Origin of the sequence: Pseudomonas sp. St29, assembly GCF_001547915.1 — a bacterium.
GTDB lineage: Bacteria > Pseudomonadota > Gammaproteobacteria > Pseudomonadales > Pseudomonadaceae > Aquipseudomonas.
In genome coordinates this window covers 5,078,719-5,101,735 of record NZ_AP014628.1, presented here as the reverse complement: position 1 = coordinate 5,101,735, position 23,017 = coordinate 5,078,719, and the positions used below count along the sequence as shown (strand labels likewise).

Annotated in this window: 19 protein-coding genes and 1 riboswitch; of the genes, 17 read left to right on the top strand and 2 right to left on the bottom strand. The window is 61.7% G+C overall.

Annotated elements, in window-relative coordinates; translation table 11 throughout:
* Positions 1-96 precede the first annotated feature (96 nt).
* Entirely contained in the window at positions 97-360 is a 264-nt protein-coding gene (locus PST29_RS31295; RefSeq protein WP_016968107.1) for a DUF2790 domain-containing protein, read from the bottom strand.
* A gap of 411 nt (positions 361-771) precedes the next feature.
* Between PST29_RS31295 and acs the strand changes: the two genes are divergently transcribed.
* The 14 genes from acs (at position 772) to astE (ending at position 16,700) form a co-directional block, all read left to right on the top strand.
* A complete protein-coding gene (acs, locus tag PST29_RS22490; protein ID WP_060840603.1) occupies positions 772-2,727 on the top strand; it encodes an acetate--CoA ligase in 1,956 nt (651 codons plus the stop codon).
* 613 nt (positions 2,728-3,340) lie between these two features.
* Positions 3,341-4,117, top strand: a complete 777-nt coding sequence (locus tag PST29_RS22485; RefSeq protein WP_060844382.1) for an ABC transporter substrate-binding protein — start codon at positions 3,341-3,343, stop codon at positions 4,115-4,117.
* A gap of 92 nt (positions 4,118-4,209) precedes the next feature.
* The gene (locus PST29_RS22480; RefSeq protein ID WP_016968104.1) at positions 4,210-4,899 is read left to right on the top strand and encodes an ABC transporter permease; all 690 of its coding nucleotides are present in this window, start codon (positions 4,210-4,212) and stop codon (positions 4,897-4,899) included.
* Positions 4,896-5,594, top strand: coding sequence for an ABC transporter permease (locus PST29_RS22475; protein ID WP_016968103.1), 699 nt, complete (start codon positions 4,896-4,898; stop codon positions 5,592-5,594). Before PST29_RS22480 ends, PST29_RS22475 begins: the two co-directional genes overlap by 4 nt.
* Before the next feature lies 1 nt (position 5,595).
* A complete protein-coding gene (locus PST29_RS22470) occupies positions 5,596-6,708 on the top strand; it encodes a succinylglutamate desuccinylase/aspartoacylase family protein (protein WP_060844381.1) in 1,113 nt (370 codons plus the stop codon).
* A 23-nt stretch (positions 6,709-6,731) separates the two neighbouring features.
* Complete coding sequence (locus PST29_RS22465) at positions 6,732-7,496, top strand: ABC transporter ATP-binding protein (protein ID WP_011062773.1); 765 nt, start codon at positions 6,732-6,734, stop codon at positions 7,494-7,496.
* Positions 7,497-7,608: 112 nt separating this feature from the next.
* Positions 7,609-8,589: a transcriptional regulator ArgR gene (gene argR, locus PST29_RS22460; RefSeq protein ID WP_060840600.1), complete on the top strand. Its 981-nt coding sequence runs from the start codon at positions 7,609-7,611 to the stop codon at positions 8,587-8,589.
* Between the two features lie 307 nt (positions 8,590-8,896).
* Positions 8,897-10,117 carry an aspartate aminotransferase family protein gene (locus tag PST29_RS22455; protein ID WP_060844380.1) on the top strand — a complete coding sequence of 407 codons (1,221 nt, stop codon included), beginning with the start codon at positions 8,897-8,899 and terminating at the stop codon, positions 10,115-10,117.
* Positions 10,118-10,249: 132 nt separating this feature from the next.
* Complete coding sequence (gene aruF / locus PST29_RS22450) at positions 10,250-11,269, top strand: arginine/ornithine succinyltransferase subunit alpha (RefSeq protein WP_060840598.1); 1,020 nt, start codon at positions 10,250-10,252, stop codon at positions 11,267-11,269.
* 85 nt (positions 11,270-11,354) lie between these two features.
* On the top strand, positions 11,355-12,380 hold the full coding sequence (gene astA, locus PST29_RS22445; protein WP_016968175.1) for an arginine N-succinyltransferase: 1,026 nt from the start codon (positions 11,355-11,357) through the stop codon (positions 12,378-12,380).
* Entirely contained in the window at positions 12,377-13,846 is a 1,470-nt protein-coding gene (astD, locus tag PST29_RS22440) for a succinylglutamate-semialdehyde dehydrogenase (RefSeq protein ID WP_173664445.1), read from the top strand. Before astA ends, astD begins: the two co-directional genes overlap by 4 nt.
* Before the next feature lie 135 nt (positions 13,847-13,981).
* Positions 13,982-15,328, top strand: coding sequence for an N-succinylarginine dihydrolase (gene astB / locus PST29_RS22435; RefSeq protein WP_060844378.1), 1,347 nt, complete (start codon positions 13,982-13,984; stop codon positions 15,326-15,328).
* Positions 15,329-15,389: 61 nt separating this feature from the next.
* The gene (locus tag PST29_RS22430; RefSeq protein WP_016968178.1) at positions 15,390-15,677 is read left to right on the top strand and encodes a hypothetical protein; all 288 of its coding nucleotides are present in this window, start codon (positions 15,390-15,392) and stop codon (positions 15,675-15,677) included.
* Positions 15,678-15,689: 12 nt separating this feature from the next.
* Complete coding sequence (astE, locus tag PST29_RS22425; protein WP_060840595.1) at positions 15,690-16,700, top strand: succinylglutamate desuccinylase; 1,011 nt, start codon at positions 15,690-15,692, stop codon at positions 16,698-16,700.
* Positions 16,701-16,756: 56 nt separating this feature from the next.
* Here astE and PST29_RS22420 read toward each other — a convergent pair whose 3' ends face one another.
* Positions 16,757-17,266 carry a 6,7-dimethyl-8-ribityllumazine synthase gene (locus PST29_RS22420; protein ID WP_060844377.1) on the bottom strand — a complete coding sequence of 170 codons (510 nt, stop codon included), beginning with the start codon at positions 17,264-17,266 and terminating at the stop codon, positions 16,757-16,759.
* 120 nt (positions 17,267-17,386) lie between these two features.
* Positions 17,387-17,557: riboswitch (FMN riboswitch) on the bottom strand.
* 222 nt (positions 17,558-17,779) lie between these two features.
* Between PST29_RS22420 and ltaE the strand changes: the two genes are divergently transcribed.
* The 3 genes from ltaE to PST29_RS22405 all read left to right on the top strand — a co-directional run bounded on the left by ltaE (position 17,780) and on the right by PST29_RS22405 (position 22,894).
* Positions 17,780-18,784: a low-specificity L-threonine aldolase gene (ltaE, locus tag PST29_RS22415; protein WP_060844376.1), complete on the top strand. Its 1,005-nt coding sequence runs from the start codon at positions 17,780-17,782 to the stop codon at positions 18,782-18,784.
* A 146-nt stretch (positions 18,785-18,930) separates the two neighbouring features.
* Positions 18,931-21,555 carry an alanine--tRNA ligase gene (gene alaS / locus PST29_RS22410; RefSeq protein WP_060844375.1) on the top strand — a complete coding sequence of 875 codons (2,625 nt, stop codon included), beginning with the start codon at positions 18,931-18,933 and terminating at the stop codon, positions 21,553-21,555.
* A 97-nt stretch (positions 21,556-21,652) separates the two neighbouring features.
* Positions 21,653-22,894, top strand: a complete 1,242-nt coding sequence (locus PST29_RS22405) for an aspartate kinase (RefSeq protein ID WP_016968182.1) — start codon at positions 21,653-21,655, stop codon at positions 22,892-22,894.
* Positions 22,895-23,017: the final 123 nt, after the last annotated feature.

Below are 23,017 nucleotides of genomic sequence, written 5' to 3'. Positions count from 1 at the left end.
CCGGACCCCGAACGGGGGCGCTGGCGAGGCATCTTTGCCGCAAGAGGGATTTCTTGCGGCCGGCAGTCATCAAGGTCTATGCAATGAACTTGGCTATTAACCGTTAGAGCAACCGTTGCCCATTACGCGGTATTGAAGAATATGCCGTTGACCGTGGGAGTCTTCATATTCCATACGCGCTGGTACAACTTCGCATACTTCTGGAACTTCGCTCATGGAGATAACTTTGGCGATATCCAGATCAGTGGAGTAAGTGTATTCCTCTACCGGTACTTGTTGCTGTGCGACATCAGTCGGGATCTCATCAGCCATCGCGGTAACGCACAGACTACTGAGGGCCAGAACTAATAAAGCTTTCATTTGCGTTTTACCTTTCTAAGGTCGTGTGGGGTCACGCAGCCTTTATGAGGCTGCGTGTGGAGCTTGAGTAAACGTTTGATTAACTGCCTTCGTGGGGGCTGCAACTTGGTTAATCAGATTGCCTGTTTGGCGAGACGGATTTTAGGCCCGGGGTGGCGGGTCATATAGGTGTACTTTTGATAAACACTTTTGACAGTTTTTGTAACAATCGCCGAAAAAGGCCTGTCTGGATGCCTGCTTGAATATTTTTGCCGAGGCTGAATGTCGCTGTAACCAGCGTTCTTGAAGGGGTGCGGCAAATAGCCGGGCATTTCGCAGGGGGTTGTTACTACCATCGTCGAATGGTTCTATAGGCGCCCCCCGGCTACAACGGGGTCATACAAAAACAACTATGTCACCGAGGTAAGAAAGATGAGTGCGGCTTCTCTGTATCCCGTTCGTCCCGAGGTTTTGGCCAATACGCTGACTGACGAGGCGACCTACAAGGCCATGTACCAGCAGTCGGTCGTTAACCCGGACGGTTTCTGGCGTGAACAGGCCAAGCGTCTCGACTGGATCAAGCCTTTTACCACGGTGAAGCAGACTTCCTTCGACGATCACCATGTCGATATCAAGTGGTTTGCCGATGGCACCTTGAACGTCTCCTACAACTGCCTGGATCGTCATCTCGCCGAGCGTGGCGATCAGATCGCGATCATCTGGGAAGGCGATGATCCTTCCGAAAGCCGCAACATCACTTACCGCGAACTGCATGAAGAAGTCTGCAAGTTCGCCAACGCCTTGCGTGGCCAGGACGTGCACCGTGGCGACGTGGTGACTATCTATATGCCAATGATTCCCGAGGCGGTGGTGGCCATGCTGGCCTGTACCCGCATCGGTGCGATCCACTCGGTGGTGTTCGGCGGGTTCTCCCCTGAAGCGTTGGCCGGGCGCATCATCGACTGCCGTTCGAAAGTGGTGATCACTGCCGACGAAGGCATCCGTGCCGGTAAAAAGGTTCCGCTCAAGGCCAATGTCGACGACGCCCTGACCAACCCGGAAACCAGCAGCATCCAGAAGGTCATCGTGTGCAAGCGCACCGGTGGCGACATCAAGTGGAACCAGCATCGCGACATCTGGTACGAAGACCTGATGAAGGTCGCCGGCAGCGTCTGCGCGCCGAAAGAGATGGGCGCCGAAGAAGCGCTGTTCATCCTTTATACCTCCGGCTCCACCGGCAAGCCCAAGGGTGTGCAGCACACCACGGGCGGCTACCTGCTCTATGCATCGCTGACCCATGAGCGGGTGTTCGACTACCGTCCGGGTGAAGTCTACTGGTGCACCGCCGACGTCGGCTGGGTCACCGGCCACACCTATATCGTCTATGGCCCGCTGGCCAATGGCGCCACTACGGTGCTGTTCGAAGGCGTGCCCAACTATCCGGACGTGACCCGGGTGGCGAAGATCGTCGACAAGCACAAGGTCAACATTCTCTACACCGCGCCGACCGCGATCCGCGCCATGATGGCCTCGGGCACGGCTGCCTGCGAAGGCGCCGATGGCAGCAGCCTGCGCCTGCTGGGTTCGGTGGGCGAGCCGATCAACCCGGAAGCCTGGGACTGGTACTACAAGAACGTCGGCCAATCCCGTTGCCCGATCGTCGACACCTGGTGGCAGACCGAAACCGGCGCCACCCTGATGAGCCCGCTGCCGGGGGCGCATGCCCTGAAGCCGGGTTCTGCCGCGCGTCCGTTCTTCGGCGTGGTGCCGGCCCTGGTGGACAACCTGGGCAACATCATCGAAGGCGCCGCCGAAGGCAACCTGGTGATCCTCGATTCGTGGCCAGGTCAGGCGCGCACGCTGTACGGCGACCACGACCGTTTCGTCGATACCTACTTCAAGACGTTCCGTGGCATGTACTTCACCGGTGACGGTGCTCGTCGCGACGAAGACGGCTACTGGTGGATCACCGGCCGGGTGGACGATGTGCTCAACGTTTCCGGGCACCGCATGGGCACCGCCGAGATCGAAAGCGCCATGGTTGCGCACCCGAAAGTCGCCGAAGCGGCGGTGGTGGGCGTGCCTCACGACATCAAGGGCCAGGGCATCTATGTCTACGTGACCCTCAACGGTGGCGAAGAGCCGAGCGAAGCCCTGCGTCTGGAACTGAAGAACTGGGTGCGCAAGGAGATCGGTCCGATCGCCTCGCCGGATGTCATCCAATGGGCGCCGGGACTGCCGAAGACCCGTTCCGGGAAGATCATGCGGCGGATTCTGCGCAAGATCGCGACGGCGGAGTACGACGGTCTCGGAGATATCTCCACCTTGGCCGACCCAAGCGTGGTGCAGCATCTGATCGACACCCACAAGACCATGAACGTCGCCTGAGGCGGGTTCCGAGTCACCCAGCCCCGTCCGGCCTTGCGCCGGGCGGGGCTTTTTTGTGCCGGGGTGATTCCCCGGCAAGCCGCACGCTACAGCCTCCGCGCGCCTGTTATTAGGCCCGCTTGCCGGTGCAGGCGAGCGAATAAATATCGGATTTATCCATGTGCCGGGTGCGAATGTTACCGATGCTGTCGAAGATGTAACCCGGCGCCCATTTTCGGGGCAATGGGAAACGCCGAGCCCCATTTCAGGGCTGTTTATACCCATATAAAAAATAAGTCATCACGCTGCGCTTGCCGGAATAGAAGGCTTTGCCAATAATAGGCCCGCAATTTGCAGCGTAGATCGGTTCCCTATCATTTGCTCTTGCATAGTTTTGAAGAGCTGTCAATGTGCTCCCCCGGTATTCTCGATGCTTCTGTAATTTGTTGTCGCATTGAGGAAATATCGGCTTCCAGCCTGTCGTTAGAATGCCGGTCACTCGCTCGTCGTTGCCTGTGTGTGAGTCCTCTCCCGGGCTTCTAAGGACGCAGCGCCGTCTTTGCAGTTTTACCCATTCGCATATTGGGCTGTCGCTCACTCTGCCGTTTTCGCCCTTTACCGATGGAGTTCTAAGATGAAGAAACTCGTGCTTCTTGGCGCCCTGGCACTGTCCGTGCTCTCCCTGCCGACTTTCGCCGATGAAAAGCCCCTGAAAATTGGTATCGAAGCGGCCTACCCTCCGTTTGCCTCCAAGGCGCCGGATGGCAGCATCGTCGGTTTCGACTACGACATCGGCAACGCTCTGTGTGAAGAGATGAAGGTCAAGTGCGTGTGGGTCGAGCAAGAGTTCGACGGCCTGATCCCTGCACTGAAAGTGCGCAAGATCGACGCCATCCTCTCGTCGATGTCGATCACCGACGATCGCAAGAAGTCCGTGGACTTCACCAGCAAGTACTACAACACCCCGGCACGTCTGGTGATGAAGGCCGGCACCCAGGTCAGCGACGGTCTGAGCGAGCTCAAGGGCAAGAACATCGGCGTGCAGCGTGGTTCGATCCATGAGCGTTTCGCCCGTGAAGTGCTGGCTCCCCTGGGCGCACAGATCAAGCCTTACGGCTCGCAGAACGAAATCTACCTGGATGTGGCCGCCGGTCGTCTCGACGGCACCGTGGCCGACGCTACGCTGTTGAATGACGGCTTCCTGAAAACCGATTCGGGCAAGGGCTTTGCCTTCGTCGGTCCGGCTTTCACTGACGTCAAATACTTCGGCGACGGCGTAGGGATCGCAGTGCGCAAAGGTGACAAGGCCGAGCTGGACAAGATCAACGCTGCCATCGCTGCCATTCGCGAGAATGGCAAGTACAAGCAAATCCAGGACAAGTACTTCGACTTCGACATCTACGGCAAGTAAGACCGTCGAAACAGTCAGTCCGAGATGGCGCAAGCAGCAGAATCTCTGAAGTTTGCGCCATTTTTTCATCCCAATTTTCGAGGACCTGAATCATGTTGAAAGGCTACGGGGCTGTCATCCTCGATGGCGCTTGGCTGACGCTTCAGCTCGCCTTGTCGTCCATGGCCCTGGCCATTGTTCTGGGTCTGATCGGGGTCGCGCTGCGTCTCTCGCCGGTGCGCTGGCTGGCCTGGCTTGGCGATCTGTATTCCACGGTGATCCGTGGCATTCCCGATCTGGTGCTGATCCTGCTGATCTTCTACGGCGGCCAGGACTTGCTGAACCGTGTCGCGCCGCTGCTGGGCTACGACGACTACATCGACCTCAATCCGCTGGCGGCCGGTATCGGCACCCTGGGCTTCATCTTCGGTGCCTACCTGTCGGAAACCTTCCGTGGCGCCTTCATGGCGATCCCCAAGGGGCAGGCGGAAGCGGGCATGGCTTACGGCATGAGCAGCTTCCAGGTGTTCTTCCGGGTGATGGTGCCGCAGATGATTCGCCTGGCGATTCCCGGCTTCACCAACAACTGGCTGGTGCTGACCAAGGCCACCGCGCTGATTTCGGTGGTGGGCCTGCAAGACATGATGTTCAAGGCCAAGCAGGCGGCGGATGCCACCCGTGAGCCTTTCACCTTCTTCCTCGCAGTGGCGGCCATGTACCTGGTGATCACCAGTGTCTCGTTGCTGGCATTGCGTCACCTTGAGAAGCGCTACTCGGTAGGCGTAAGGGCGGCTGATCTATGATCTTCGACTACAACGTCATCTATGACGCCTTGCCGCTGTACTTCAGCGGCTTGCTGACCACCTTGAAACTGCTGGCACTGTCACTGTTCTTCGGCCTGCTGGTGGCTCTGCCCCTGGGGCTGATGCGGGTCTCCAAGCAGCCGCTGGTGAACATGACGGCCTGGCTCTACACCTACGTTATCCGCGGCACGCCGATGCTGGTGCAGCTGTTCCTGATCTACTACGGCCTGGCCCAGTTCGAAGCGGTGCGGGAGAGTTTCCTCTGGCCCTGGCTGTCCAGTGCAACCTTCTGTGCCTGCCTGGCCTTTGCCATCAATACCAGCGCCTACACCGCGGAAATCATCGCCGGCAGCCTTCGGGCCACGCCCAATGGCGAGATCGAGGCGGCCAAGGCCATGGGCATGTCGCGCTACAAGATGTACCGCCGCATTCTCCTGCCGTCGGCCCTGCGCCGGGCGCTGCCGCAGTACAGCAACGAAGTGATCATGATGCTGCAGACCACCAGTCTGGCGTCCATCGTGACCCTGATCGACATCACCGGCGCGGCGCGCACGGTCAACGCGCAGTACTACCTGCCGTTCGAGGCCTACATTACCGCCGGCGTGTTCTACCTGTGCCTGACCTTTATCCTGGTGCGCCTGTTCAAGCTGGCCGAAGGCCGCTGGCTGCGCTACCTGGCACCGCGGAAGCACTGACATGCAGCGTATCGATCATCCATTGCCCTGGAGCCATCTGGGCAGCGAGCGCAGCATCTCGGTGTTCCGTTTCGGCAGCGGCGAGCGCAAGGCCTATATCCAGGCCAGCCTGCATGCTGACGAACTGCCGGGCATGCGTACCGCCTGGGAGCTGAAAAAGCGCCTGGCTGAGCTGGAGGCCCAGGGCGCCCTCAACGGTGTTGTCGAGCTGGTGCCGGTGGCCAATCCGCTGGGTCTGGGACAGTTGCTGCAAGGCAATCACCAGGGCCGTTTCGAGGCCGGCAGCGGCAAGAATTTCAACCGTGATTTCGTCGAGTTGAGCGCGCCCGTGGCCCAGCGCCTGGACGGGCGCCTGGGGGATGATCCGCACGCCAATGTACGCTTGATCCGTCAGGCCATGGCTGAGGTGCTGGCCGAGTTGCCGCCGGCAGCCAGCCAGTTGCAGGGTATGCAGCGGGTGCTGCTGAGCCATGCCTGCAATGCCGATGTGGTGCTGGACCTGCATTGCGATGCCGAGGCCGCGTTGCACATGTATGCCTTGCCGCAGCACTGGCCGCAATGGCGTTCCCTGGCGGCGCACCTGGATGTGAAGGTCGGCCTGCTGGCGGAGGACTCCGGTGGCAGTTCGTTCGACGAAGCCTGCTCGCTGCCGTGGCTGCGCCTGTCGCGGCAGTTCCCTGATGCGCAGATTCCCCTGGCTTGCCTGGCGACCACCCTGGAGCTGGGTGGTCAGGCCGACACCGGGCGCCCCCAGGCCGAGGCTTACGCCGAAGGCATCCTGGCGTTTCTGGCCGAGCAGGGGCTGATTGCCGGTGAGTGGCCGGCACCCGGGCACGACGCCTGCGAGGCCATGCCCTTTGAAGGCACCGAGCTGCTGTATGCGCAGCACCCCGGCGTGGTGAGCTTTCTGCGTCCGGCCGGGAGCTGGGTGGAAGTGGGCGAGCCGATTTTTGAAGTGATTGATCCCCTATCCGATCGGGTCAGTACGGTGTGTGCTGGCACCAGCGGCGTGTTGTTCGCCGTTGAGCGGCTGCGTTATGCCCAACCCGGTTTCTGGCTGGCCAAGGTGGCGGGGCGCGAAGCGCTGCGTCACGGGCGCTTGCTCAACGACTGACTGTTTTTGTGAGAACCGACCGCATGTACAAACTTGAAGTCCAAGACCTGCATAAGCGCTATGGCAGTCACGAAGTGCTCAAGGGCGTGTCCCTGAAGGCCGCGGCTGGCGATGTGATCAGCATCATCGGCTCCAGTGGCTCGGGCAAGAGCACCTTTTTGCGCTGCATCAACCTGTTGGAGCAGCCCCATGCCGGCAAGATCCTGCTGAACAACGAAGAGTTGAAGCTGGTGGCCAACAAGGACGGCGCGCTCAAGGCTGCCGATCCCAAGCAGTTGCAGCGCATGCGCTCGCGCCTGTCGATGGTGTTCCAGCACTTCAACCTGTGGTCGCACATGACCGCGATTGAAAACATCATGGAAGCACCAGTGCACGTGCTGGGGGTGTCCAAGGCGGAGGCTCGCGAGAAGGCCGAGCATTACCTGGCCAAGGTGGGCGTGGCGCACCGCAAGGATGCCTACCCGGGCCACATGTCCGGTGGTGAGCAGCAGCGCGTGGCCATTGCCCGGGCGCTGGCCATGGAGCCGGAAGTCATGCTGTTCGACGAGCCGACCTCGGCCCTGGACCCGGAGCTGGTGGGCGACGTGTTGAAGGTCATGCAGGCCCTGGCCCAGGAAGGCCGCACCATGGTGGTGGTGACGCACGAAATGGGCTTTGCCCGTGAGGTGTCGAACCAGTTGGTGTTCCTGCACAAGGGTGTGGTGGAAGAGAGCGGCAACCCGCGGGAAGTGCTGGTGAACCCGCAATCAGAACGTTTGCAACAATTCCTCTCCGGTAGCCTCAAGTAATCACTGCCGTTATGCACCAAATTAGGTCATGCTGCGCACCGCGCGCCAGATGGTCTAACTTGGTGCTGCCACCCTTGGCTTCTAACACTGTTTTCGTTTCGGATTGCCCGCCATGACTGCCCATCGAATTGGTTTCCTGATTTGGCCCAGCACTAAAGCCTTGACGCTGGCGCTGGCCGAGGAGGCCTTGCGTGTTGCTCAGCGGGTGCATCCGGAAGTGGTTTATGAGTTGGCGTTCCTGCAGGCCGAGGCACCGGCCGAAGGCGCCTGGCAACTGCCGGGCGAGCCTTGGGCGGGCAAGCTTGAGGGCTGCCAGAAGCTGTTCCTTTTGGCAGACGAGCCGCCCGGCCCCATGAGTTCCGGGCTCGGCAGCGCTCTCAAGCAGCTGGTGCGTGCCGGCTGCGTGATTGGCGGGCTGTCGGCCGGGGTGTATCCGCTGGCGCAGTTGGGCCTGCTCGATGGTTATCGGGCGGCGGTGCACTGGCGCTGGCAGGACGATTTCGCCGAGCGTTTTCCCAAGGTCATTGCCACCAGTCACCTGTTTGACTGGGACCGTGATCGCCTGACCGCCTGTGGCGGTATGTCGGTGCTGGACCTGTTGCTGGCGGTGCTGGCGCGGGATCACGGCGCCGAGCTGGCCGGTGCGGTTTCGGAAGAGCTGGTGGTGGAGCGCATCCGCGAAGGTGGTGAGCGCCAGCGCATTCCGTTGCAGAATCGTCTGGGGTCCAGCCATCCAAAGCTGACCCAGGCGGTGCTGCTGATGGAGGCCAATATCGAGGAGCCGCTGACCACCGACGAGATTGCCCAGCATGTCTGTGTATCCCGTCGGCAATTGGAGCGCATCTTCAAGCAGTACCTGAACCGCGTGCCCAGCCAGTACTACCTGGAGCTGCGCCTGAACAAGGCCCGGCAGATGCTGATGCAGACCAGCAAGTCGATCATTCAGATCGGCCTGTCCTGTGGTTTCTCCTCCGGCCCGCACTTCTCCAGCGCCTACCGCAACTTCTTTGGCGCCACCCCGCGCGAAGATCGCAATCAACGGCGCAGCAGCAGCCCGTTCGAACTCTCCTCCGTACCTTCCGAGCGCGGTTGATCCGCCTTCTGTAGGCGCCGGCTTGCCGGTGCAAGCGTCCTGACGCCCGCTCACCGGGCCTGCGCTGCAGCTAACTACCTGGATAATTACCTTGGGCAAAATGCCCGCTGAATCTGCCGCTAGAGCCCTGCGCAGTTTAAACTGCGCCTTTGCGACGCTATTTGTCGCATTGCCATAAACCCGCGTAAAACCGGGGTTGGCGCTATAAGAAGTTGTCGCTTGGCGACAAGGCCGGGCACAAAACTGTCCTTACAATCCCTCCATCGCTCGCCAGTTCCAGGCGGGTGTTCCTCTTCAGGAGACTCCGATGTCCGTTGAGCAAGCTCCGGTGCAACGCGCCGATTTCGACCAGGTGATGGTTCCCAATTACGCACCTGCGGCTTTCATTCCTGTGCGCGGCTCGGGGGCCCGAGTCTGGGACCAGTCGGGACGGGAGCTGATCGACTTCGCCGGCGGCATTGCGGTCAACGTACTGGGCCACGCCCATCCGGCGCTGGTGGGGGCTCTGACCGAGCAGGCCAACAAGCTGTGGCATGTGTCCAACGTCTTCACCAACGAGCCGGCCCTGCGCCTGGCCCACAAGCTGATCGACGCCACCTTCGCCGAGCGCGCGTTCTTCTGTAACTCCGGTGCAGAAGCCAACGAGGCCGCCTTCAAGCTGGCCCGTCGCGTGGCCCACGATCGTTTCGGTGCCGAGAAGTACGAAATCATCGCCGCGCTGAACAGCTTCCACGGCCGTACCCTGTTCACCGTGAACGTCGGTGGCCAGTCGAAGTACTCCGATGGCTTCGGTCCGAAAATCACCGGCATCACCCACGTGCCGTACAACGACCTGGCTGCACTGAAGGCCGCGGTTTCCGACAAGACCTGCGCGGTGGTGCTGGAGCCGATCCAGGGCGAAGGCGGCGTATTGCCGGCCGAGCTGGCTTACCTGCAAGGCGCCCGCGAGCTGTGCGATCAGCACAACGCGCTGCTGGTGTTCGACGAAGTGCAGACCGGCATGGGCCGCAGCGGCGAGCTGTTTGCCTATCAGTATTACGGCGTGACCCCGGACATCCTCACCAGCGCCAAGAGCCTGGGCGGCGGTTTCCCGATTGCGGCGATGCTGACCACCGAAGCGCTGGCCAAGCACCTGGTGGTCGGTACCCACGGCACCACCTACGGCGGCAACCCGCTGGCGTGCGCAGTGGCCGAGGCGGTGATCGATGTGATCAACACCCCGCAAGTGCTCAATGGCGTGAAAGCCAAGCACGACCGCTTCAAGACCCGCCTGCTGCAGATCGGCGAGAAGTATGGCCTGTTCACCGAAGTCCGCGGCCTGGGCCTGTTGCTCGGTTGCGTGCTCAGCGAAGCCTGGAAAGGCAAGGCCAAGGACGTGTTCAACGCCGCCGAGAAAGAAGGCCTGATGATTCTGCAGGCCGGTCCGGATGTGGTGCGTTTCGCCCCGAGCCTGGTGATCGAAAACGCCGATATCGATGAGGGCCTGGACCGCTTCGAGCGTGCCGTGGCGAAACTGACTCAAGCCTGATCCAGGTTGCAGTACTCCTCGGCGCCGGCTGTTGCAGCTGGTGTCGAGCCCCATTCCTGTGCCGGGCTGTCCCGGCATTTTTTTCCCTGCGTCGGACGGTTTCCGACCTGTTTTAGAGTAAGGAGTGACACCATGCTGGTGATGCGCCCCGCGCAAATGGCTGATCTGGGCGAGGTACAGCGTCTGGCTGCAGACAGCCCGATTGGTGTCACCTCCTTGCCGGATGATGTGGATCGCCTGCGCGACAAGATCGCCGCGAGCGAGGCTTCGTTTGCCGCTGAAGTGAGCTTCAACGGCGAGGAAAGCTATTTCTTCGTTCTCGAGGACACCGACAGCGGCAAGCTGGTGGGCTGCTCGGCCATCGTCGCGTCCGCCGGTTATTCCGAGCCGTTCTACAGCTTTCGCAATGAAACCTTCGTTCACGCGTCCCGCGAGCTGAAGATCCACAACAAGATTCATGTCCTGTCCCAGTGTCACGACCTGACCGGCAACAGCCTGTTGACCAGTTTCTATGTGGTGCCGGAGCTGGTGGGTTCGCCCTGGTCGGAGCTCAACTCCCGCGGCCGCCTGCTGTTCGTCGCCAGTCACCCGGAGCGTTTCGCCGACTCGGTGGTGACCGAGATCGTCGGTTACAGCGACGAGCACGGTGATTCGCCGTTCTGGGACGCCATCGGGCGCAACTTCTTCGACCTCAACTACGCCGAGGCCGAGCGCCTGTGCGGCCTCAAGAGCCGGACCTTTCTCGCCGAGCTGATGCCCCATTACCCGATCTACGTGCCGCTGCTGCCGGACGCCGCCCAGGAAGCCATGGGCCAGGTGCACCCGCGGGCGCAGATCACCTTCGACATCCTGATGCGCGAAGGTTTTGAGACCGATCACTACATCGACATCTTCGACGGTGGCCCGACCTTGCATGCACGGGTTTCGGGGATTCGTTCGATCGCCCAGAGCCGCGTGGTGCCGGTGAAGATCGGCGAGGCCATCAAGGGCGGCGGTCGTCAGTACCTGGTGTCCAACGGCCAACTGCAGGATTACCGCGCGGTGCTGCTGGAGCTGGATTACGCCCCGGGCAAACCGGTGACCCTGGATCTGCAAGCCGCCGAAGCCCTGGGCGTCGGCGAAGGTGCCAGCGTGCGTCTGGTGGCGGTTTAAAGCCTGCTTCCACGACCTGGAAAGCATGCCTGGAAAGCAGCGAGTTTCGCGCAGGCCATCAGCGGCCTGCGTCTGAGGAGATAGCATGATCGTTCGTCCCGTACGCAGCAGCGATTTACCCGCGCTGATCGACCTGGCCCGCAGCACCGGCACCGGCCTCACCACCTTGCCGGCCAACGAAGAGCGCCTGACCCACAGGGTCGGCTGGGCGGAAAAGACCTTTCGCGGCGAAGCCGAGCGCGGCGATGCGGACTACCTGTTCGTGCTTGAAGACGACAACGGCCGGGTGGTGGGCATTTCCGCCATCGCCGGTGCCGTCGGGCTGCGCGAGCCCTGGTACAACTTCCGGGTCGGCCTGACGGTCAGCGCCTCCCAGGAGCTGAACATCTACCGCGAGATCCCCACGCTGTTCCTGGCCAACGACCTGACCGGCAACTCCGAGCTGTGCTCGCTGTTCCTTCACGCCGATTACCGCACCGGCCTCAACGGCCGCATGCTGGCCAAGGCGCGGATGCTGTTCATTGCCGAGTTCCCGCAGCTGTTCGGCAACAAGATCATTGCCGAGATGCGCGGCATGTCCGATGAGAATGGCCGCTCGCCGTTCTGGGAAAGCCTGGGTCGGCACTTCTTCAAGATGGAGTTCAGCCAGGCCGACTACCTGACCGGGGTTGGCAACAAGGCGTTCATCGCCGAGCTGATGCCCAAGTTCCCGCTGTACACCTGCTTTTTGTCCGAGGATGCGCGCAACGTGATCGGCAAGGTCCATACCGACACCGAGCCGGCGCTGGCCATGCTCAAGAGCGAAGGCTTCAGCTACCAGGGCTACGTCGACATCTTCGATGCCGGCCCGGCGGTGGAATGCGAGACCAGCAAGATCCGCGCGGTGCGTGACAGCCAGGCGCTGGTGCTGGCCATCGGCACCCCGGGCGACGACGCCACGCCGTTCCTGATCCACAACCGCAAGCGCGAGGACTGCCGCATTACCGCGGCGCCGGCACGCTTTGCCGCGGGCACCCTGGTGGTCGATCCCCTGACCGCCAAGCGCTTGCAACTCAACGCCGGCGACCAGGTCCGCGCGGTTCCGCTGTCTGCTTCTCGGGAGTCGAAATAATGAGCACGCTGTACATCGCAGGCCAATGGCTGGCTGGCCAGGGCGAAGCCTTCACCTCGGTCAATCCGGTGACCCAGGCGGTCATCTGGTCCGGCAACGGTGCCACTGCCGCGCAAGTGGAAAACGCCGTGCAGGCCGCCCGCCAGGCGTTTCCGGCCTGGGCCAAGCGTTCCCTGGAGGAGCGTATCGGTGTGCTCGAAGCCTTTGCCGCTGCGCTCAAGGCGCGTGCCGACGAACTGGCCCGCTGCATCGGTGAGGAAACCGGCAAGCCGCTGTGGGAAGCCGCCACCGAAGTCACCAGCATGGTCAACAAGATCGCCATCTCGGTGCAGAGCTACCGCGAGCGTACCGGCGAGAAGAGCGGCCCTTTGGGCGACGCCACCGCTGTGCTGCGACACAAGCCCCACGGCGTGGTGGCGGTGTTCGGTCCTTACAACTTCCCTGGGCACTTGCCCAACGGGCACATCGTTCCCGCGCTGCTGGCCGGTAACAGTGTGCTGTTCAAGCCCAGCGAGCTGACGCCGAAAGTCGCCGAGCTGACGGTGCAGTGCTGGATCGAAGCCGGCTTGCCGGCAGGCGTCCTCAACCTGCTGCAAGGCGCCCGGGAAACCGGTATCGCCCTGGCCGCCAATCCGGGTATCGATGGTTTGTTCTTCACCGGTTCCAGCCGCACCGGCAATCATCTGCACCAGCAGTTCGCCGGGCGTCCGGACAAGATCCTGGCCCTGGAAATGGGCGGCAACAACCCGCTGGTGGTGGATCAGGTCGCTGACCTGGACGCGGCGGTGTACACCATCATCCAGTCGGCCTTCATTTCGGCCGGTCAGCGCTGCACCTGCGCCCGCCGCCTGCTGGTGCCGCAAGGCGCCTGGGGTGATGGGTTGCTGGCGCGCCTGGTGGCGGTCAGTGCGAGCATCGATGTGGGTGCCTATGACCAGCAGCCGGCGCCGTTCATGGGCTCGGTGATTTCCCTGGGCGCCGCTCGCGCGCTGATGGATGCGCAACGGCAACTGCTGGCCAATGGCGCCGTGGCCTTGCTGGAAATGACCCAACCCCAGGCTCAGGCCGCCTTGCTGACCCCAGGCATTCTGGATGTGACGGCGGTGGCTGAGCGTCCGGATGAAGAGCTGTTCGGGCCGTTGCTGCAAGTGATCCGCTACGCTGATTTCGATGGGGCGATTGCCGAGGCCAACAACACTCAGTACGGCCTGGCAGCCGGCCTGTTGTCGGATTCCGCCGAGCGCTACCAGCAGTTCTGGCTGGAAAGCCGGGCGGGCATCGTCAACTGGAACAAGCAGTTGACCGGCGCCGCCAGCAGCGCGCCGTTCGGTGGGGTGGGTGCTTCGGGCAACCATCGGGCCAGTGCCTATTACGCGGCGGATTACTGCGCGTACCCGGTGGCTTCCCTGGAAACCCCGAGCCTGGTGCTGCCGAGCGCGTTGACGCCGGGTGTGCGCTTGTCCTGACTGGCGTGGCCTTTTCGCCGGTAAGCCGGCTCCTGCAGAACGCTGTGGGAGCCGGCTTGCCGGCGAGCGAGCGCACTGCGTTCGCCATGTGTAGATACCGATGCCTATAACAAACAGATTCGTGGAGCCTCGCTGATGAAATCCTATGAAGTCAATTTTGACGGTTTAGTGGGGCCGACCCATAACTATGGCGGCCTGTCCTACGGCAACGTGGCCTCCCAGAGCAACAGCCAGCAGGGCTCCAATCCCAAGGAAGCGGCGCTGCAAGGCTTGGCGAAAATGAAAGCGCTGATGGACATGGGCTTTCAGCAAGGCGTGCTCGCCCCGCAAGAGCGCCCGGACGTGGCGGCCCTGCGCAAACTGGGTTTTGCCGGCACTGATGCCCAGGTCATCCAGCTAGCCGCCAAGCAGGCCATGCCACTGCTGGTCGCCAGTTGCTCGGCATCGAGCATGTGGGTGGCCAACGCCGCCACCGTCAGCCCGAGTGCTGACACCGCCGATGGCCGCGTGCATTTCACCGCCGCTAACTTGAACTGCAAATACCATCGCAGCATCGAGCACCCGACCACCAGTCGCGTGCTGGGGGCGATGTTCGCCGACCAGAAACACTTCGCCCATCACGCCGCGTTGCCGGCGGTGGCGCAGTTCGGCGATGAAGGCGCGGCCAACCACACGCGCTTCTGCCGTGATTACGGCCAGGCCGGTGTCGAGTTCTTCGTCTTCGGTCGCAGCGCGTTCGATACCCGTTACCCGGCGCCGCAGAAATATCCGGCGCGCCAGACCCTGGAAGCCTCGCAAGCCGTGGCTCGCCTGCATGGCCTGAGCGAGGAGGGCGTGGTCTATGCCCAGCAGAATCCATCGGTGATCGATCAGGGCGTGTTCCACAACGATGTGATCGCGGTGGGCAATGGCGAGGTGCTGTTCTATCACGAGGATGCGTTCCTCGAGACCGAGAAGATGCTCGCCGAGCTGCAGGGCAAGCTGGGTCGACGCGGCGGCAACTTCCAGTCGATCTGCGTGCCGCGCGCGCAAGTGACGGTGGAAGACGCCGTGCGCTCCTACCTGTTCAACAGCCAGCTGCTGTCCCGCGTCGATGGTTCGATGCTGCTGATCGTGCCGGAGGAGTGCCGCGGCAACGAGCGGGTCTGGCAATACCTGCAAAGCCTCACCAGCTCGGGCGGACTGATCCGTGAAGTGAAGGTCTTCGATCTCAAGCAGAGCATGCAGAACGGCGGTGGCCCGGCTTGCCTGCGCTTGCGGGTGGCCTTGAATGAAACTGAGCTGGCGGCGGTCAATCCTGGGGTTATCATGACCGCGCCGTTGTACGACACCCTGACCCAATGGGTTGGCAAGCACTACCGCGACCGTCTGTGCGAAAGCGATCTGGCGGACCCGCAGCTGCTGCTTGAGTGCCGGACGGCACTGGATGAACTGACGCAAATCCTTAAACTGGGCGCGGTTTATCCCTTCCAGATCAATTGAAAGCCCGCGCCCGGCCCATTCGACCGGGCGTGCCGCTTCACCCCAGATGAGAACGACCCCCATGAGCGATACCCTGCAGCTGATCCTTGAAGACAGCGACGGCACCCAACTGCAAACCTCCTGCACCCGTTTCGCGGTGCTGTGGCAGGGCAAGGAAGTATGGATTCAACAGGACGGCCGCGGCCAACTGCTGATCGGCGTGGACGTGGAGGAGGGTGATGACGAGTACGCCAGTCTGCTGCTGCGTCCGCTGGCGACCAACCTGGTCAGCCTGCAATTGGAAATGGAACCGGCCGACGCCGGTGACGATGATCACGTGCATGGCCCCGACTGCGGCCACGCTCACTAAGGAAGCCGCGCTATGCTCGCCCTCGGCAAACTGCTTGAACTGACCCTCGCCGGCCGTGAACCGGCAGAGAAGACTCAACTGACTGTCGACGGCGTGCGCATGCGCTGGCTGAGCGAGGGCGCCCTGGAAGTCCGGCCGCCCGAAGCTCGCGATAACGGTCTGGACCTGCTGCTGTCAGCCGGTATCCATGGCAACGAGACGGCTCCCATCGAGCTGCTCGACCGTCTGTTGCACGACATTGCCCGGGGCGACCTGAAGCCTCGGGCACGCATTCTGTTCCTGTTCGGCAACCCCGAGGCGATGCGTCGCGGCGAGCGTTTTGTCGAGCAGGACGTCAACCGGCTGTTCAATGGCCGACATGAATCGAGCAGTGGTATCGAAGCCCTGCGTGCCTGCGAGCTGGAGCGTCTGGCGGCGAGCTTTTTCAGTCTGCCGCAGCGCCAGCGCCTGCATTACGACCTGCACACGGCGATCCGCGGTTCGAAGATCGAACAGTTCGCCCTGTATCCGTGGAAGGACGGGCGTCAGCATTCGCGCCGTGAGCTGGCGCGCCTGCGGGCGGCGGGCATGGAAGCGGTGCTGCTACAGAACAAGCCCTCCATTGTCTTCAGCGCCTACACCTACGATCAGCTGGGGGCCGAATCCTTCACCCTGGAGTTGGGCAAGGCCCGGCCGTTCGGGCAGAACCAGGGGGTCAATGTCGAGCGCTTGGAAACCCGCCTCAAGCAGATCATCGACGGCAGCGAGCCCGGGCAAGAGCAGGACAGCCTCGATGGCCTGCAGCTGTTCAGCGTGGCGCGGGAAGTCATCAAGCACAGCGACAGCTTCCACCTGCACCTGCCGGCGGACGTGGAGAACTTTTCCGAACTGGAAGTGGGTTACCTGCTGGCCGAGGACATCGCCCAGACCCGTTGGGTGATCGAGGAGGAGGGCGCGCGGATCATTTTCCCCAACCCCAAGGTGAAGAACGGCTTGCGTGCCGGGATTTTGATCGTGCCGGCCACCGCCGACGGCCTGGCCTGAGGTTCGCCGGCAAGCCGAACCCCGCAGGGGCCGGCTCGCCGATGATGGGCTAACGCTTAAACCGCGACCGCACGCTGCTCATTGCGGCGCAGGGCGCGCAGCTTGTGCAGGGTGTCGGCGCAGGTCTTCGCCGCTTCCTGGCCCTTGTGCACGAAGTGCTCGAAGAAAAACTTCTGGTGCTCCTCACCCGCATGGAAGTGATGCGGGGTCAGCACCACCGAGAAGACCGGCACTTCAGTTTCCAGTTGCACTTGCATCAGGCCGCTGATCACCGACTGGGCGACGAACTCATGACGGTAGATGCCGCCGTCCACTACCAGGCCTGCCGCAACGATGCCGCTGTAGCGACCGGTCTTGGCCAGCAGCTTGGCGTGCAGGGGAATTTCGAAGGCGCCACCGACTTCGAAGAAGTCGATATCGGATTCCTGATAACCCTGAGCGAGCATTTCGGCGACAAAGCCCTGACGGCTCTGGTCGACGATTTCCTTGTGCCAGCAAGCCTGGATGAAGGCGACGCGCTCGTTGGGGTGGTGTTTGCTTTTGCTATCGATTGCGGTGGGTTGCATCTGTTCTGACTCCTGTTTGTATGAAAAACAGGGCGTATATGAATCGAATGGGATTTAAGGGTACGCGCAGAGCTTCCGTGGAGAGTCCACGTCTGCCTGGCAGCGGCCCTTAGGCGCCAATCCCGTTCTCTCTTCATCCGGACTATGACCGTCGGCCCCGGGATCACACCGGGTCTGCTGACCTTGTCGGCACCTGTGGACCTGCCACGGGTGTCACCAAGCGCTCGCGGGCTATGCACATTGCGCGCAATTACCGCCGGTGGGGAATTACACCCCGCCCTGAGAACGATTGCCCGGGGTTTTTCCCGGGCGGTGAGTTTTTAACACAGATCTGGCGGGGAAGCATCGCGCCTTTTGGATAATGTTCATCGGATTTTTCATCCTCTGGCGCAAGATTTTCTACAGTTGCTGCTTGATTAATCGTCCACAGGGCCGCAGTAATTCGCTTCGAAAGGGAATTCCCCCTGTCCAAGCGTGGACCCTGGTGTCCCCCTGTAGCCGGAGCCTGATGTGATGAGCGTGATCGATCTTCGTAGTGACACCGTGACCCAGCCGACCCCGGGCATGCTCGATGCCATGGCGCGCGCCCGTACCGGAGACGATGTCTACGGCGAAGACCCGACGGTCAATCGGTTGGAGGCCGAGCTGGCCGGGCGTCTGGGGTTTGCCGCGGCCCTGTTCGTGCCTTCCGGCACCATGAGCAATCTGCTGGCATTGATGGCCCACTGCGAGCGGGGCGACGAATACATCGTTGGACAGCAGGCCCACACCTATAAATATGAAGGCGGTGGCGCCGCGGTGCTGGGCTCGATCCAGCCCCAGCCGCTGGAGCTGCGGGCCGATGGCTCCCTCGACCTGGAGCAGGTGGCGGCGGCGATCAAGCCGGATGACTTTCATTTTGCCCGCACGCGCTTGCTGGCCCTGGAAAACACCATGCAGGGTAAGGTGCTGCCCCTGGCCTACCTGGCCCAGGCTCGAGCCTTCACCCGTGAGCGGGGGCTGGCCCTGCACCTGGATGGCGCACGGCTGTACAACGCGGCGGTGAAGCTGGGGGTGGATGCCCGGGTGATCGCCGAGCACTTCGACTCGGTATCGGTGTGCCTGTCCAAGGGCCTCGGCGCGCCAGTGGGTTCGGTGTTGTGCGGCTGCACAGCGCTGATCGGCAAGGCGCGGCGCCTGCGCAAGATGCTGGGTGGGGGCATGCGTCAGGCTGGTGGCCTGGCGGCGGCGGGACTCTATGCCCTGGAGCATCAGGTGCAGCGTCTGGCGGATGACCATGCCCACGCACAATTGCTGGCTCAAGGGTTGAGCCAGGCCGGCTACAGTGTCGAGCCGGTGCAGACCAACATGGTGTACGTAGAGATGGGAGAGCGGGCCGAAGCCCTCAAGGCATTCGCCGCCGAGCGGGGGATCAGGCTCAGCGCGGCGCCACGCTTGCGTCTGGTTACCCATCTGGACGTGGATGCCGGGCAAATCGAGCAGGTGGTGAGCACTTTTGTCGAGTTTTCCCGTAACTGACAGTGTTCTCCGTCCAATTGACTGTTTGTATCGTACAAACACGCTGTACCAAGTGATTAACGCCGATATAATGCGGCCCTTTGCCGTCGTTTCGTCTGTTGACGTTGCGCACAGGCCTTTGGCCGCAGTCTCCGTGGAAGAACCTAATGAAAAGCGCAGAAATCCGTGAAGCCTTCCTTCGCTTCTTCGAAGAGCAAGGCCACACCCGTGTAGCCTCCAGCTCTTTGATCCCAGGCAACGACCCTACCCTGCTGTTCACCAACGCGGGGATGAACCAGTTCAAGGACTGCTTCCTGGGCCAGGAAAAGCGCGCCTATACCCGCGCTGTCAGCAGCCAGAAGTGCGTCCGCGCTGGCGGCAAGCACAACGACCTGGAAAACGTCGGTTACACCGCTCGTCACCACACCTTCTTCGAAATGCTGGGCAACTTCAGCTTCGGTGACTACTTCAAGCGCGATGCCATCACCTTCGCCTGGACCTTCCTGACTTCCGACAAGTGGCTGAACCTGCCGAAGGAAAAGCTCTGGGTCACGGTTTACGCCAGTGACGACGAAGCCTATGACATCTGGACCAAAGAGGTCGGGGTGCCGGCAGAGCGCATGGTGCGCATCGGAGACAACAAAGGCGCGCCTTACGCTTCGGACAACTTCTGGACCATGGGTGATACCGGCCCTTGCGGTCCTTGCACCGAGATCTTCTACGATCACGGCGCCGACATCTGGGGCGGCCCACCCGGCTCGCCGGAAGAAGACGGTGATCGCTACATCGAAATCTGGAACAACGTGTTCATGCAGTTCAACCGCACCGCCGATGGCGTGTTGCATCCGCTGCCGGCACCGTCGGTGGACACCGGCATGGGCCTGGAGCGGATCAGTGCGGTGCTGCAGCACGTGCACTCGAACTATGAAATCGACCTGTTCCAGAGCCTGCTGGATGCCGCGGCCAAGGCCATCGGTTGCACCAACGATGCCCAGGCCTCGTTGAAAGTGGTGGCCGACCATATCCGTTCCTGCGGTTTCCTGATTGCCGACGGCGTGCTGCCGTCCAACGAAGGCCGCGGTTATGTGCTGCGTCGGATCATTCGTCGTGCTTGCCGCCACGGCAACAAGCTGGGGGCCAAGGGCAGCTTCTTCTATCAGATCGTTGCCGCGCTGGTTGCCGAGATGGGTGAAGCGTTCCCTGAGCTGAAATCCCAGCAGGCGCATATCGAGCGGGTGCTCAAGGCCGAAGAAGAGCAGTTCGCCAAGACCCTGGAGCAGGGTCTGAAGATCCTCGAGCAGGATCTGGCCGCACTGGAAGGCTCGGTGGTTCCGGGCGACGTGGTGTTCAAGCTCTACGACACCTATGGTTTCCCGATGGACCTGACCGGCGACATCGCCCGTGAGCGCAACCTGACCCTCGATGAGGAAGGTTTCGAGCGCGAGATGGAAGCCCAGCGTGTGCGTGCCCGGTCTGCCAGCTCCTTTGGCATGGACTACAACAGCCTGGTCAAGGTTGATGTGGCCACTGAGTTCACCGGCTACCAGGCCACCAGCGGTTCGGCCAAAGTGGTTGCCCTCTATAAGGAAGGGCAGTCGGTAGACATCCTTAATGAAGGCGAAGAGGGCGTCGTGGTGCTTGACCAGACCCCGTTCTACGCTGAGTCCGGCGGTCAGATCGGCGACTGCGGTTACCTGCAGGCCGGCAGTGCACGTTTTGATGTGCGCGACACCACCAAGACCGGTGGCGCGTTCCTGCATCACGGCGTACTGGCCAAGGGCAGCCTGATCGTCGGCGCCCCGGTTGAAACCCAGGTCGACGCCGACGTGCGTCACGCCACCTCGCTGAACCACTCGGCCACCCACTTGCTGCACGCTGCCCTGCGCCAGGTGCTGGGCGAGCACGTCCAGCAGAAGGGTTCGCTGGTGGACAGTCAGCGTCTGCGTTTCGACTTCAGTCACTTTGAAGCGATCAAGCCTGAGCAGATCAAGGCCCTGGAAGACATCGTCAACGCCGAGATTCGCAAGAACACGGCGGTGGAAACCGAAGAAACCGACATCGACACCGCCAAGAAGAAGGGCGCCATGGCGCTGTTCGGCGAGAAGTACGGCGACAGCGTGCGTGTGTTGAGCATGGGCGGAGACTTTTCGGTGGAGCTTTGTGGTGGTATCCACGCCAATCGTACCGGCGACATCGGTTTGCTGAAGATCACCAGCGAAGGCGGCGTTGCGTCCGGCGTGCGGCGTATTGAAGCCGTTACCGGTGCTGCGGCTCTGGCGTACCTGAACGCTGCGGAAGAACAACTCAAGGAAGCGGCGACCCTGGTCAAGGGCAGTCGCGACAATCTGATCGACAAGCTGTCGGCGGTGCTGGAGCGTAATCGTCTGCTGGAGAAGCAGCTCGAGCAGTTGCAGGCCAAGGCTGCCAGCGCTGCCGGTGACGATCTGTCCGCTCAGGCGGCTGACGTCAAGGGCGTGAAGGTACTGGCTGCGCGCCTCGACGGCCAGGACGGCAAGGCGCTGCTGGCGCTGGTGGATCAGTTGAAAAACAAACTCGGCCGCGCAGTGATCCTGCTCGGCAGTGTCCATGAGGAAAAGGTCGTACTGGTTGCCGGTGTAACCAAGGACCTGACTGGCCAACTCAAAGCCGGTGATTTGATGAAGCAAGCCGCTGCGGCAGTGGGCGGTAAGGGCGGTGGTCGTCCAGACATGGCCCAGGGCGGTGGTGTTGATGCTGCTGCACTGGATGCCGCGCTGGCCTTGACCGTGCCATTTGTCGAGCAGGGCATTTAAGGCGCCGAGCCGGGCCCGTCGTCTAGTGGCGGGTCCTTGCGCTGTGCAGTTTGATTGTTTAACGGGCGCCCCTTTACGGGCTGAGGCGGCTTAGAAAATGGCTTTGATCGTACAGAAATTTGGAGGCACTTCGGTCGGCTCTGTGGAGCGGATCGAGCAGGTCGCTGACAAGGTGAAGAAGTTCCGCGAAGCCGGCGATGACCTGGTGATTGTGCTGTCGGCGATGAGTGGCGAAACCAACCGCCTGATCGATCTGGCCAAGCAGATCAGTGGCGAAGCCATACCGGTTCCCCGTGAGCTGGATGTGATCGTGTCCACCGGTGAGCAAGTGACCATCGCTTTGCTGGCCATGGCATTGATCAAGCGCGGTATTCCTGCGGTGTCCTACACCGGGAATCAGGTGCGCATTCTCACCGACAGTGCTCACAATAAAGCGCGAATCCTGCAGATTGATGATCAGAAGATTCGCAGCGATCTGAAGGCTGGTCGTGTGGTCGTGGTTGCCGGTTTCCAGGGCGTTGATGAGCACGGCAACATCACCACGTTGGGGCGTGGCGGTTCCGATACCACCGGGGTGGCGCTGGCCGCGGCCCTGAAGGCTGACGAGTGCCAGATCTATACCGATGTGGACGGTGTCTACACCACCGACCCGCGTGTGGTACCCAAGGCTCAGCGCCTGGACAAGATCACCTTTGAAGAGATGCTGGAAATGGCCAGCCTCGGATCCAAGGTGCTGCAGATCCGCGCGGTCGAGTTTGCTGGCAAGTACAACGTTCCGCTGCGCGTGTTGCACAGCTTTCAGGAGGGTCCGGGCACCCTCATTACTATTGATGAAGAGGAATCCATGGAACAGCCGATCATTTCCGGCATCGCTTTTAACCGCGATGAAGCCAAGCTGACTATCCGTGGCGTGCCAGACAATCCTGGCGTGGCCTTCAAGATTCTCGGCCCGATCAGCGCGTCGAACATTGAAGTCGACATGATCGTGCAGAACGTTTCGCACGATAACACCACCGACTTCACCTTCACCGTGCACCGCAACGACTACCTGGCTGCCCAGACCGTGCTGGAAAACACTGCACGTGAAATCGGTGCCCGTGAAGTGGTCGGCGATACCGACATTGCCAAGGTTTCGATCGTTGGTGTCGGCATGCGCTCTCATGCGGGCGTAGCCAGCCGGATGTTTGAAGCCCTGGCGAAGGAAAGCATCAACATCCAGATGATCTCCACTTCTGAAATCAAGGTGTCGGTGGTGATTGAAGAGAAGTACCTGGAGTTGGCGGTACGTGCGCTGCACACCGCATTCGAGCTCGACGCTCCGGCCCGACAGGGCGAGTGATGCGTGTTTGAAAGGGGCGCGGTCTGACCGCGCCCTTTGTGTTTTTGATCGGCACGGGAGAAAACTGTTCTTTTGCCCGTGCTAGTCAATACTTAGGCGTGTAGGACTGCAGCCGCCCTGGTT